Consider the following 13,375-nt stretch of genomic DNA (forward strand, 5'->3'; position numbering starts at 1 on the left):
GATTAGCGCATAATAAAACACATACATTTACAATAAATCCTGTACCCGCAAGCAGATAGAGCCAGGAAGCTTACTCCCCTACAAGACCGTCCTTATCGGCATCGTGCATATAGGGATATAACCAATGATCACTCGTTATCGGCATACTGAAACCTGCTGCTTTTGCTTCTTTAATCGTCACTTGTCCATTCCCATTTGTATCAACACTGGAAATATCACCTTTTGTGTTTGAATTCGTTGGTTTGGAAGGTTCATTACCTGTTAAACCGAGTGATTTGTTTACTTCATCAGGGTTCACATTGTCAAATTTATCAACAATCTTTTTCCCCTTTAAAGTATAGGTATACTGATAATTTGAAGGAATCTGCGTTTTTGTATTCGGATATGTGATGATCGCTTCAAACATAATGGCTCCGTCAGCTTTACGGATCGCGTCTTCCATATATGCTTGATCACCATGTCGGTTAAGCGTACTATTTTGCGGGGTAATGTTGTAAGCGTTCGATACCCCGCCGAGAGAATCGGCAATAATATGTCCTTCATCTAAAACGGAACTTTCGACACCAGGAACCTTTGCCTCATCAGCATAGTACCTACCAGACGATAATACAGGTTCATTTTCGTCATCTTGTAGTATGATTTTGTCCGCAATGACACGTACTAATTGCCCGTATTCATTCGTAAATGCCCAATATTCACGGTCACCAAAACCAATGTTAACTACCACGTTAGATTCACGATACCCAGACAAATTACCGCCATCCACTTCAATAAGTTTATATCCTGAAAACTGATCATTATTTGATTGAGTTGGTGTTTCCTCTACTAGGGATTCATCAACAACCGGAGTATTTTTTTCACGTTCACTGTTTTCAGTTGTATTATCGGTTGTTACCTCTTGTGTTTTTATATCTCCATCAGTAATGGACACTTTTTCTTCATCAGTACAACCAACCATAAAGATGGCCATTAATAATAAGATTAATACGTTTACTTTCTTTTTCATTCTTTAGGACTCTCCTATAATCGTTCGTATTGTTCATTCTAATAATCTGGAATGATGCCAACATAGTTTAACATTGTTAACCTTTCGATAACAGTAAAATATATTACAATAATAAAGATCATCGTTTTCACTTGTTGATGGCTGAGAGGTTTATTATTAACAAACGATTCATATATCGCTATACCAAAATAAGTAGATATAAAAAAGGCAATTCAAATTTTTACTTTATGCAAAAATTTGAACTGCCTTTTATGACTTTATTTTTTTATAAACATTTGTGTCCAGTAATTACCATCTTTAACATAGCCTACACCAATATGCGTAAATTTCGAATCCATAATGTTTGCTCGGTGGCCTGAACTATTCATCCATCCATCCATTACTTGCGCAGCGGATTTTTGACCTTTTGCAATATTTTCACCTGCTGCTTTATAGCTGATACCGAATTGTTTCATCATATCAAATGGTGAGCCGTAAGTTGGGCTTGTATGGCTGAAATAATTTTTGTCATGCATATCTTGTGACTTATATTTTGCAACACGTGCTAATTCCCAATCAATTTTTAATGGTGCTAATCCTTGTTGCGCGCGTTCCTTATTTACTAGGCTAACTACTTGCTCTTCTACTGCTTGCTGTTCATTTTCAGAAATATTAATTTTTTCTCCGACATAGATCATATCCGGATTTTTTAATGTAGGGTTTAAAGAAATTAATTCGCTTAGACCGATTTGATTTTTAGAGGCAATCTTCCAAAGCGTGTCCCCACTTTTTACTGTATATGTAGCTGCAGATGCAGTAGCTGGTAGAGCAAATAGCATCATACTAAACAACAACACGATACTTTTTTTCAACATTTTTGAATCATTCCTTTCTAGTTGTCTATTACAAGCTTACTAGAGAGGGACTGTAAAATCATTAGGGAATGGATGGCGCTTCTTTTGCAAAAGGATAACAAACATTACAATTGTAACAATCGTTTGTTAAAAGACAAAGAATCTAAACCTTCATTTATTTAGTGGTTATAGTGATGATTCAAATAAAAAACTGTAAGAAAGCTTAATCGCTTTTCTTACAGTTTTTCTGTTGGTCTCTTTTTTATCAAGAAACTAAGTTTATTATTTAAACGCCTGTGCCGCCTTTACCGCTTTGCCCCAGCCTGTATATAATGCTTCGCGCTCTTTTTCGTCCATCTCAGGTTCGAATTTGTGGTCTAAATTCCAGTAGTGAGAGATGTCATCTAATGTCTCCCAATATCCTACTGCTAAACCTGCCAAATAAGCAGCACCTAAAGCTGTTGTTTCATTTACAACCGGGCGATCTACTGGCACATTTAAAAGATCTGACTGGAATTGCATTAAGAAATTATTTTTCACTGCTCCGCCGTCTACACGTAATGTGCTTAACGGAATTCCTGAATCCGCTTCCATTGCACCTAATACATCGCGTGTTTGATAGGCCAGTGACTCAAGTGTTGCCCGTACGAAATGCTCTTTTTCCGTACCACGTGTTAAGCCAAATACTGCACCGCGCACATCTGAATCCCAGTAAGGAGTACCTAATCCAACGAATGCCGGCACAACATACACACCTTCTGAAGATGTTACACGAGCTGCATATGCTTCACTTTCCTCAGCTTTACGGAACATACGTAAGCCATCACGAAGCCACTGGATAGCAGAGCCGGCTACGAAAATACTTCCCTCGAGGGCATACGTTACTTTGCCGTCTAGTCCCCATGCAATTGTCGTTAATAAACCATGATCAGATTTTACTGCCTTTTCACCTGTGTTCATTAACATAAAGCAACCAGTGCCATATGTATTTTTCACCATTCCTTGCTCAAAGCAAGCTTGCCCGAATAATGCTGCTTGTTGGTCGCCCGCGATACCTGCGATTGGAATTTCTTGACCGAAAAGATTATCCGCATCTGTATGACCGTAGACTTCTGAAGAAGAACGCACTTCTGGAAGCATCGATGCTGGAACTGTTAAAATATCAAGAAGCTCTTCATCCCACTTCAAATCGTAAATATTGAACATTAATGTTCGGGATGCGTTTGAATAATCCGTTACGTGCACTTTACCGTTCGTTAATTTCCAAATGATCCAAGTATCGATTGTACCGAATAAAAGATCCCCATTTTCCGCTTTTTCGCGAGCGCCTTCTACATTGTCTAAAATCCATTTCACCTTTGTACCCGAGAAGTACGCATCAATAAGCAAGCCTGTTTTATCTCGGAACATATCATTTAAGCCTCGCGCTTTTAAATCTTCACAAATTTCAGCTGTTTGTCGCGATTGCCAGACAATTGCATTGTAAATCGGATGACCTGTATGTTTATCCCATACAACCGTCGTTTCACGCTGGTTTGTAATACCAATCCCTGCAATTTGACTTGCGAGTATATTTTTCTCCGATAACACAGCCGCGATACATGAAAGCACAGAAGACCAAATTTGTTCCGGGTTATGCTCAACCCAACCTGATTCCGGGAAATATTGCGGGAACTCCTGCTGTGCTGTATGAAATACCGTGCCATTTTTATCAAATAAAATTGCACGAGAACTTGTTGTACCTTGGTCTAGCGCCATCATAAATTTTTCTGTCATCCTCAAATCCCCCTACTCTTCTACTGTTGATACTGTCATTTGTGCAGCTACGAAAATCGCCGCTACCACTACACTGAAAATCCAGAATAATGTTGCATCTGCCCCATTCCAGATGAAGCTAAAGAATACTGCACCGTAAACACCGCCGATAATTGGGGCAACTACAGGTACCCATGCATACCACCAAGCTGAATCTCCTTTACCTGGAATCGGTAAAATCGCGTGTGCAATACGTGGACCTAAGTCACGGGCCGGGTTAATCGCATAACCAGTTGGACCACCCAATGCCATACCAATTACAACAATTAAAATACCAACTAAAAATGGATTTAATCCTGCTGTTATTTCATTTGTCCCTAACGCTAAAATCCCCAGCACTAATGCAAATGTGCCGACCATTTCGGCAATCATGTTGGAAGGAATATGCTTTACTGCCGGTGTTGTAGAGAATACGCCAAGTTTTGCGCCTTTGTCTTTTGTGCCTTTCCAGTGCGGTAAATAAACAAAGTACACTAACACAGCCCCTAAAAACGCTCCGAGAAGTTGTGCAACGATAAACAATGGTACATCTGCCCATGCAAAGTTGCCAATTGTTGCGAGAGCGATTGTTAATGCCGGATTTAAGTGCGCTCCGCTAATACCTCCTACTGCATAAGCTGCCATCGCTACGGCAAAGCCCCATGCAAATGTGATAACGACCCAACCGCCACCTTGACCTTTTGATTTGTGCAATGAAACTCCCGCTACAACGCCTCCACCGAATAATATTAGCAGCATCGTGCCGACTAACTCGGCTGTAAATGTTGACATTCCATAACCTCCTTAGCTCATGTATATTCCGATCATAAAATACTTAGAAGAAAAAAAGTCCGCAAGTAACAATTGTTTTACGTTATCACGTAAAACAAAGCTACATGCGGACTCCTTCACTCAACCACGTATTTATTGACTTAGTAATCATAATAGTTTGAAATTATTCATTAGTCAACAACTTTTTGGAAACGTTTCCACAATTCTTTATTGGATGTAGTAATGGCAATCGCACCTGCATCAAATGCCTGCTTAATTTGATCATCCGTCCGAATTAAGCCCCCTGTAATAACAGGGATGCCTGTATGCGTATATACTTCCTTAATCATTTCCGGGATAACACCTGGGAGTAATTCAATAAAGTCCGGCGCCGTTTGCTCAAGGAGCGAATAGCTTTTTTCCAGCGCAATTGTATCGATTAAAAAGACACGTTGAATCGCTAAAATACCGCGAGATTTCGCTTTTAAAATCATATTGGAGCGTGTAGAAATTATGCCTGCCGGACGTATATCGTTACACAAATAATCCGCGGCAAAATTATCCGTCTTCAAGCCGTGAATTAAATCCGCATGAATAATTAATTTTTTCCCATGACGTTCGGCCTCTTGTTTAAGTGCACGCAAATGACTTAAATGCACTTCAAGCAATACGATATATTCAAATTCACTTTTTACTACTTTATCAAACTGTTTAATTGTTCGGGCAGCAGGTATGATTTTTTGGTCATTAAACGGCATAACATCCTCCTATAATTAGAAATCTGTTTATATTAATATGGCTCATCGGCTGCGTTAATTCAAATCTCCACGCATTCGATGAGCCAAAATTATATCACAATATTATTTTACATTATTTTGCGGTTGTTGCACGCTTAATTTCAATGTTTAACAGTTCTGTAAACTCCGATAATTGGGCATCCGTCCAATTTAATTGTTGAGCCATATGGGTAATGACTGCCTCTTTATGTGCCAATACCGATGCGATATTAAAGAACATATTACCAGTACGGCGCACAAAGAAATCGACAGGCGTCGTCACAAGTTCATGCTCAATGCCATATTGCAGCTGTGCAAATAATGCTTTTGGCATCGTATCGTTTGCGTTAGCCACATAGCTAAATACTTTTTCAACATTCGAACCATAATGCTGGGCTAAATAATCTGCTTCTTCATGCGTTAAGCCCGCTTTTACACCTGATTCGATCTTTTTCGAAATAAACGTTTGGATATGCTTCGACCCGCCTACCTCACCACCAGAAATCGGGATGTCTTTTGTTATACATGGCTTGCTTGCTACACCAAATTCTGAATTTAAGCTAGCAGCAATTTTATCTACAACAGTTTCCGCCATCTTACGGTAGCCTGTTAATTTACCACCCGCAATTGTAACTAGGCCTGAAGCGGATTCCCATACTTCATCGTGGCGGGAAATTTCTGACGGTCCTTTCCCTTCTTCATGAATTAAGGGACGTACACCAGCCCAACTTGATTCAATATCTGTATCCGTTACTTTTACATTAGGGAACATATAGTGAATAGCGTTCATAATGTAATCTCGATCGGATTGTTCAATATCCATATTACGAGGATCACCTTCATAAAACGTATCTGTCGTACCAACATACGTTTTACCGTTACGCGGAATCGCAAAAACCATGCGGCCATCTGGTGTATCAAAATAAACTGCCTGCTTTAACGGGAACTTCGATTGATCAAATACGATATGCACACCTTTTGATAAAATTAAATGTTTACCGCTTGTTTTCCCTTCAATGCTACGTACATCATCCACCCATGGACCTGCTGCGTTCACGACTTTTTTCGCATGAATTTGAATTGTCTCATTAGAGAGTAAATCTGTCGCTTCAATTCCGATAATTTTTTTCGCATCATTATATAAAAAACCTGAAGCTTTTGTATAGTTTGCTAAAACGGCACCTTTTTCAATCGCAGATTTTGCCACTTCAATTGTTAAACGTGCATCATCAGTACGGTATTCAACGTAAACCCCGCCTCCTAATAAATCGGCTTGCTTCACTAAAGGTTCTTTTTCTAATGTTTGCGCACTCGTTAGCATGTAGCGGCGCTCTGATTTTTTAACACCCGCCAAGAAATCGTATACACGTAACCCAATAGATGTTGAAAATTTACCGAATGTACCACCTTTATGGAACGGTAATAACATCCATACCGGTGTCGTTACATGCGGTCCATTTTCATAAACGATTGCCCGTTCTTTTCCCAATTCGGCTACTTCTTTAATTTCAAATTGTTTTAAATAGCGTAAACCGCCATGTACTAATTTTGTTGAGCGGCTTGACGTACCTGCCGCAAAATCCTGCATTTCAACTAATGCCACGGATAAACCGCGTGTAATGGCATCAAGTGCGATTCCCACACCTGTAATACCGCCTCCGATAACTAAAACGTCATATTCTTTGCTCTGTAAATCATTCATGATGATTGATCGTTGTAAAGCTGATGCTGTTGACATAATAATTCCTCCTTAATGTAGACAAAAAAGAGAGACCTTAAAGCATCACACAAATATCGCTTTGTGCGTTCTTTAAGGTCTCTCTTTAACTCAAACCGGTCTATTAACTTGACCTTATCTTAACGCCACACAAGAAAAAATGCAAGACATTTACATCATTAGTTCTGTTTTCGTTCATTTAGAATTCGGTAAGTCTAATAATAAAACTACATTTATTCTTATTAACCAAAAAACAGGTCAAAAATATTTGAGGCTGAAGATGATTTTTTATTATAGAACTCTGAATATCCACAGTTATTGCAGTAAACGACTATAAACTGATTGTGCTGAACATCAAACATTTTGGATAACCCTGTACCAGTCATCGCCACTTCTTTCTTGCTTGCATCCTTACTTCCACATTTTATACAGCCTTTTTCAGACATATATTTTCCCCTCTCCAACTAAACGATTAGTTATACTTTCATACGGAATCGAGTTGAAAAAAGTTTCAGTAATTACGATTCAACACAATAAATGGAATCCACGCTATTCTTAAAAAAGCCTTTCTAATCGTTGTCATTATAAATATCGAATTCAAATTCTCCATTTACTTGATTGGCAAATTCAATTACTTTATTATTCATAACAAGCTCACGAGTCTGCTGACGATTAAAACAAATAACCGTAACTAATTTACATTTCAAATTGTAATTATCTTTATACTTTTTAATAATCTCTATTGAGTTATATAGTGTATTTATAATGGTATGAATTTGTTCCTCTGGATGGTTTGTCATTTTATAATCTAGCCCATACTCCCATGCAGTTTCAAATCTTATATGTTTTGTTTTACCTCGAATACATTCCTCACCTTTTCTGTAAGCTTCTGTTGGAATGATTCCTATTTCTCTAGTGAATTCCTCCACAGGGAAATCCTCTCCAAATAAAGTGAAGTATGCCCTCGTTTCTGAACAATAATCTTCCATTATAAAACACCTCAATTTATACTCTTATAAATTTCAAAGGACATTTTTTATTGACTTACTTTTACTTTTTAAAAAGTTTCTCCAACTGATAATCCTCAATCAATTCAATATTTCTTCTATTATCAATATAGTTCTTTATTTGCTGTATTATATTAGGCAGCAGCAAGATTGAATCCAATTCCTCTATAGGAATCCACTTCACTCCTGTTTGATAAAGGTCTGGATATTCGGGTAATTTGGGGATCGAACCATTCTTTAAAGTACATTCAAAAATAAGGTGTAGTCCATGTTTGGTATTCTCATCATAATCACCGGATTGCTTATGTGGGGGAAACTCATAAATTAATGCTAACGGTCCAACTTCAACATCTGCAGTAGTTTCTTCAAACACTTCTCTTGCGACACCCTCCACTATCGTCTCACCAGTTTCAAGTCCCCCACCCGGTAAATTGTAGTGTATCCCATTATCATCATACTCCACTAAAAGTATCGAATTTTTTTCGATGATCAATCCTGTACATCGTATTCTTACGTGAGACATTTACTCACCTCATTTTCTTCTATATATTTAGATATTCACTTGTTTTTCCATAAGGTACATTTTAGCCATCGAGTAAGCATGCGCTGTGAACAATTGTGTATTAATCTGCTTTGACTTTATCAAATGGTCCATTTCATTAAAATTAAGTAATTTAATAGTAAGTATTTCAGTATCATCTAAATCTTGTTCGAATTCCTTAAAAGCATCTAGCAAGAGAAAAGTAATTACCTTGTTATTTTGCGTTGCAGGGTTAACCATGAATTCCCCCAAAAGAATAGGCTTGCTTTTTGAAATAAAACCGGTCTCTTCCCTTACTTCCCGGATTATTGCTTCCTCGTATGTTTCATTTTCTTCTATTTTCCCAGCAGGGACTTCAAGGTAAAATTCATTTCCAGCATAACGGTACTGTTCAACAAGGACAATCTCGTATTCCTTTGTTATAACGACGGCGTTTACCCAATCAGAATATTCGTTTACATAATAATCGTCTATCTCAATACCGTTAGGAAGCTTGCATTCGTCTTTTCGAATATTGCCGAAAGGACTTTTATGTATATACTCTGATTTTAAAGTTTTCCATTTATCCATAATAACCTCCATAAGATCACGCCAAAAATTAGGCTTTCTAATAAAGTTTTCCATTTGCTATACCTTTTCAATATTAACATAATTATCCAAATCATACTTGATTTTTCATTCTCATTTCATCATAAAACGAGCATGATCCTTGTAGTAGGTTCATGCTCGTAAATTAGATATTAATATTTGCTAAAGCCTTTAGTAAATTTCCCCTTTTGTCAGTATAGTCGCATTCCCGCCTACCATAACTAATGGGTTATTTTTATTTACCAATTTCGTAATAATGCAAGAAGGTCTATCCATACTGTATCCTTGAAGAAAAGTGTATTCTTCGTTAAATTCATTTAACACTTTATGATGAAAAAGATAATAAGTTAAAGCTCCATTTGAAGTTCCTGTTGCGGCTTCTTCGTCAATCCCATAGAGCGGGCAAAAGTTTCTACTCATTGCTACCCCTTCTTTTGTATCAAGCGTAAATGCATGGACACCACCTACTTTATTGACCTTTGTAAATTCAGCAAGAGCTTTAAAATCAGGTTTTAGCGCATTTAAAACTTCATTTGTTTTTATAGGCAGCATAATATCCCAGAGCCCCGTGCTTGAAGCTTGAGGAACCAAGTTAAAATCTGCACTTCCTATTTGGCTTTTATCAATATTAAACAGGTCCGCTAAATACTCATAATCATCAAATGTTTTCCCTAGTTTAGGTTTAGCTTGCTCCATCATTATAAATGATTGATTGACCTCAACAGATAGTGTGCCAGCTAGTGTTTCCATCATATATGTATGGTTATTTTCAACTGCCTTGTTTTCCAACAATGCTTTAAAAGAAGCAATTGTAGCATGTCCGCATAATTCTACTTGTGAAGTCGGTGTAAAAAACTTTATCTCAAATGTTTGAGAGTTTATTTTTTTAATAAAAGCTGTCTCTGAAAAGCGAACTTCCGCAGCAAATTTTTGCATAAACTCTTCGTCTAAATCTTCATGGATTACTACACCTGCTGGATTTCCGCCAAATTTTGTTTCTGTAAATGCATCAATTACGTAATATAACAATTTTAATTCACCCCTCTATATAATATTTAATTTCCTAAAATAATTATAATTTAAAAAGACATAGGTTAGCTGAATGAACTAACCTATGTCTTATATTTCATTTATTTTGAAGCTCTTTATACGATAAAAGCAAAGTATAAAAGGAATAACAGGCAAAGCACATACATAATCGGATGCACTTCTTTAGCACGCTTTTGTGCGATTAGGCAAATTGGATAAAGTACAAAGCCTAAACCGATTCCGATTACCACGCTAGAAGTTAGTGGCATCATAATTATTGTTAAAAATGCCGGAATGACAATCTCTAACTTTGTCCAGTTGATTCGACGGATTTCCATGGCCATTAGTGCACCGACAATAATTAAAGCGGCGGATGTTACTTCCACAGAAATAACGCTAACAAGTGGTGAGAAGAATAAGGCAACGACGAAACATGCTGCAATAACTACTGATGTAAAGCCGGTTTTTCCTCCAACAGCAATACCAGCAGAAGACTCAACGCTTGTTGCAGGTGTTGATGTACCTAATACAGCTCCAATTACACCGGCAGCTGAATCGGCAAGTAACCCTTTTCCGATATTCGGAATTTTATTGTCTTTCATCATGCCTGCTTGGCTTGTTAGTCCAATTAATGCACCTGCTGTATCAAAGAAAGCGACAATAAGGAACGTGAAAATAACTGTCAGGATTTCCGCTGTAAAAATTTCATCTAAATGACCAAACACAACACCAAATGTTGGTTCAAGGCTAGGAATACTACCAACGATTGAAGATGGTACTTCAATTTTACCGAACAGCATACCTACAATTGTTGTAATGACCATAGCGTAGAAAATACCGCCGTTAATACCTTTTACTAACATAATGATTGTAAGGAAAATACCTAGAATTGCTAATAACGTCATCGGTGAAGTTAAATCGCCAATCGCCACAAATGTATCTGGATTACCAACAATAATGCCACCGTTTTTTAATCCGACAAAAGTGATGAAAAATCCAATCCCTGAAGCAATCGCGAACTTTAAATCACTTGGAATAATATTTATAATTTTTTCACGAATTTTAAATAAACTTAAAATCAAGAAGATGATGCCGGCCACAAAAACACCTGTTAACGTGACTTGCCAATCAATGCCCATCCCAATACAAACTGTAAAAGTAAAGAATGAATTTAATCCCATACTCGGTGCAATGGCGATTGGGAAGTTCGCAAGTATACCCATTAGCAATGTGCCGATTATAGCAGTAAGCGCAGTTGCAGTGAATACAGCTCCGTGATCCATACCAGATTGGCTTAGGATAATCGGATTGACGATCAAAATATAGGCGATTGACAAGAAGGTCGTGATTCCTGCGAGTGTTTCTGTTTTATAAGAAGTACCACGCTCTGCAAATTCGAAAAATTTTTTCATGTTGTAATCTCCTAGTTGCTATTTATTAGCATTTTTTTATTATCCTAGAATAAAAAAAGCTTTGACCACGAATGGCCAAAGCTTCTCTACAAAATGGAATAAAATAAAATTAATTTCCCATTCCTTGTAGTCAGCTATTATCGGTAGCTGGTAGAAACTTTCAAGCCATCTTCTTGAATTTATACAAGGTATATTATATTTTCTAAAAACAATAGTAGAATAATATCAAGTTAATTTTAAATCGTCAATAGAATTAACAGTAATATTTTTTTGTTTTATCAATAAAAAAATATTCAAAAAAGAGCAAAAAATCAGCACTACCCTAAACTTGTCAATAGAACCATAATACCATTCGTAATACCATGAATCATCACGGATGGCCATATCGAATTCGTCCGTTCATATGCTAGCGCAAAAATAATCCCGCTAAAAAAATTGACTGGCATTACATTATAGGCAGGAATATGTACAATCGTAAAAATTGTGGAGCTGATTAAAATCGCTCCAAACAATCCAATGCGCGTACGTAACCATCGATATAAAAAACCACGGTAAAATAGCTCCTCATAAATTGGTGATATAACGGCAGCAGAAACAAAAGCGATAAGAACTTTCAGGAAAGTCACATTCTGTTGTAATGATTCTGTTTTGCTATTCTCCCAGGTATTCCCGATAAAACTAGTAAGTATAACAATGATGACCGCGCCAACTAGTAAAATGACAGAATAACCACTGATAATTTTCCAGTCTTTCACTTTCATTCTCGTTAGTCCTACTTCACGCCAAGAAAGCGCTTTCGGACGGAGCGCAACAATATAAACACCCATTATTAAAATAATCGCTATTGTCAGTCCCATGAATGTCCCAGCGTATAAATCATTATTGAGCCATTGTGAATAGATCGGTGAAACAACGACCTTTAAAAAGCCAATAACGAAAATAAACTCCAGTAACAATAATATAATAAATTCTTTACTGCCCCAAGGATCCTGTATTTTCCAACTGTTTTGATTATTTCCCATCCCTTTCCCCTCTTCCTTTAAATGGTATAATGTCACTATATTGGATTACGTAACGTAACCTGCAAGCATTTTTAAGGAGGACTGACATGAAACGATGGACTACAGGGGAAGTAAGTAAACAACGAAATATATCGATTCGAACATTGCGCTATTACGATCAGATCAAACTTCTTACACCTAGTTTTAAAGATGAACACGGAAAGCGATACTACTCGGAAGAAGACTTGTTTCAATTAGAGAAAATTATTGTTTTAAAGTCCCTTTCACTTCCGTTAGAGGAAATTCGACTTCTTTTAGATCAATTAACGTATAAACAGATTCTTATTTCGCACTACAATTATTTGCAGGAACAATCATCAAAACTTCAAACAAGTATAGCGAATACGACATCTTTAATTAATATGATAGACGTAGAACAAGATTTATCATGGGATCATATTTCCAAACTTGTTCAACAATCACAAAGTACGACAAGAAAGTGGATTGATTATTTTCAGGATGACGAAAAAATCCTTTTACAAAATACGATTCCAAGCCTTAGTAACAATGATGAGATAACTCACCAGTATATTTTATTATTAAATCAAGTTGAATCCTATATAGACCAAGGTATTCAGGCAGATTCGCTGCAGGGCATTGAAATTGCCAATAAGCTAATTGAGTTATCAGATATGACGTTTCAAGGGGACGACAATTTAATAGAAAAGTTCTGGAAGGTTAGAAAACTGCCAGCTGAAGAAACTGGACTATATCCGATTTCCACTGATGTCTTGGAGTTTGTGGAACGCTGTATTAATTATGTGTCAACTAAATAAACAGAAAATTAATCTAGGCTCGATTACCAAAAGTGGAATCGAGCCTTTTTTTATCTTGTTAGTA

At 37.0% G+C, this 13,375-nt stretch carries 14 protein-coding genes and 1 riboswitch; of the genes, 1 reads left to right on the plus strand and 13 read right to left on the minus strand.

Annotated elements, in window-relative coordinates; all coding sequences use genetic code 11:
* Positions 1–70: 70 nt before the first annotated feature.
* The 13 genes from MHB58_RS10900 to MHB58_RS10960 all read right to left on the minus strand — a co-directional run bounded on the left by MHB58_RS10900 (position 71) and on the right by MHB58_RS10960 (position 12,496).
* The gene (locus tag MHB58_RS10900; RefSeq protein ID WP_065215810.1) at positions 71–1,006 is read right to left on the minus strand and encodes a DNA/RNA non-specific endonuclease; all 936 of its coding nucleotides are present in this window, start codon (positions 1,004–1,006) and stop codon (positions 71–73) included.
* A gap of 257 nt (positions 1,007–1,263) precedes the next feature.
* Positions 1,264–1,860: a CAP domain-containing protein gene (locus MHB58_RS10905; RefSeq protein ID WP_008403956.1), complete on the minus strand. Its 597-nt coding sequence runs from the start codon at positions 1,858–1,860 to the stop codon at positions 1,264–1,266.
* A gap of 261 nt (positions 1,861–2,121) precedes the next feature.
* Complete coding sequence (glpK, locus tag MHB58_RS10910) at positions 2,122–3,615, minus strand: glycerol kinase GlpK (protein ID WP_008403958.1); 1,494 nt, start codon at positions 3,613–3,615, stop codon at positions 2,122–2,124.
* A 12-nt stretch (positions 3,616–3,627) separates the two neighbouring features.
* Positions 3,628–4,425 carry an MIP/aquaporin family protein gene (locus tag MHB58_RS10915; RefSeq protein WP_008403959.1) on the minus strand — a complete coding sequence of 266 codons (798 nt, stop codon included), beginning with the start codon at positions 4,423–4,425 and terminating at the stop codon, positions 3,628–3,630.
* A 170-nt stretch (positions 4,426–4,595) separates the two neighbouring features.
* Positions 4,596–5,162, minus strand: coding sequence for a glycerol-3-phosphate responsive antiterminator (locus MHB58_RS10920; RefSeq protein WP_014823621.1), 567 nt, complete (start codon positions 5,160–5,162; stop codon positions 4,596–4,598).
* Between the two features lie 112 nt (positions 5,163–5,274).
* Complete coding sequence (locus MHB58_RS10925; RefSeq protein ID WP_014823620.1) at positions 5,275–6,918, minus strand: glycerol-3-phosphate dehydrogenase/oxidase; 1,644 nt, start codon at positions 6,916–6,918, stop codon at positions 5,275–5,277.
* A 221-nt stretch (positions 6,919–7,139) separates the two neighbouring features.
* Positions 7,140–7,343, minus strand: coding sequence for a zinc ribbon domain-containing protein (locus MHB58_RS10930; RefSeq protein WP_008403962.1), 204 nt, complete (start codon positions 7,341–7,343; stop codon positions 7,140–7,142).
* Positions 7,344–7,466: 123 nt separating this feature from the next.
* A complete protein-coding gene (locus tag MHB58_RS10935) occupies positions 7,467–7,886 on the minus strand; it encodes a DUF4279 domain-containing protein (RefSeq protein WP_014823619.1) in 420 nt (139 codons plus the stop codon).
* 61 nt (positions 7,887–7,947) lie between these two features.
* Positions 7,948–8,427 (minus strand): NUDIX domain-containing protein, encoded by a 480-nt coding sequence (locus tag MHB58_RS10940; RefSeq protein ID WP_014823618.1) that lies wholly within the window; start codon positions 8,425–8,427, stop codon positions 7,948–7,950.
* A 27-nt stretch (positions 8,428–8,454) separates the two neighbouring features.
* Entirely contained in the window at positions 8,455–9,015 is a 561-nt protein-coding gene (locus MHB58_RS10945) for an NUDIX hydrolase (protein WP_041865875.1), read from the minus strand.
* Between the two features lie 189 nt (positions 9,016–9,204).
* Positions 9,205–10,062 carry a PhzF family phenazine biosynthesis protein gene (locus MHB58_RS10950; RefSeq protein WP_014823616.1) on the minus strand — a complete coding sequence of 286 codons (858 nt, stop codon included), beginning with the start codon at positions 10,060–10,062 and terminating at the stop codon, positions 9,205–9,207.
* A 116-nt stretch (positions 10,063–10,178) separates the two neighbouring features.
* On the minus strand, positions 10,179–11,474 hold the full coding sequence (locus tag MHB58_RS10955; protein ID WP_014823615.1) for an NCS2 family permease: 1,296 nt from the start codon (positions 11,472–11,474) through the stop codon (positions 10,179–10,181).
* Between the two features lie 107 nt (positions 11,475–11,581).
* Positions 11,582–11,681: riboswitch (purine riboswitch) on the minus strand.
* 110 nt (positions 11,682–11,791) lie between these two features.
* Positions 11,792–12,496 carry a CPBP family intramembrane glutamic endopeptidase gene (locus tag MHB58_RS10960; protein WP_014823614.1) on the minus strand — a complete coding sequence of 235 codons (705 nt, stop codon included), beginning with the start codon at positions 12,494–12,496 and terminating at the stop codon, positions 11,792–11,794.
* 86 nt (positions 12,497–12,582) lie between these two features.
* On the opposite strand from MHB58_RS10960, the gene MHB58_RS10965 reads away from it, so the two are divergent.
* Positions 12,583–13,311, plus strand: a complete 729-nt coding sequence (locus MHB58_RS10965; protein ID WP_014823613.1) for a MerR family transcriptional regulator — start codon at positions 12,583–12,585, stop codon at positions 13,309–13,311.
* The last annotated feature ends 64 nt before the right edge of the window (positions 13,312–13,375 follow it).

This window comes from Solibacillus sp. FSL K6-1554, assembly GCF_038005185.1.
In the GTDB taxonomy this organism is placed as follows: Bacteria; Bacillota; Bacilli; order Bacillales_A; family Planococcaceae; genus Solibacillus; species Solibacillus silvestris.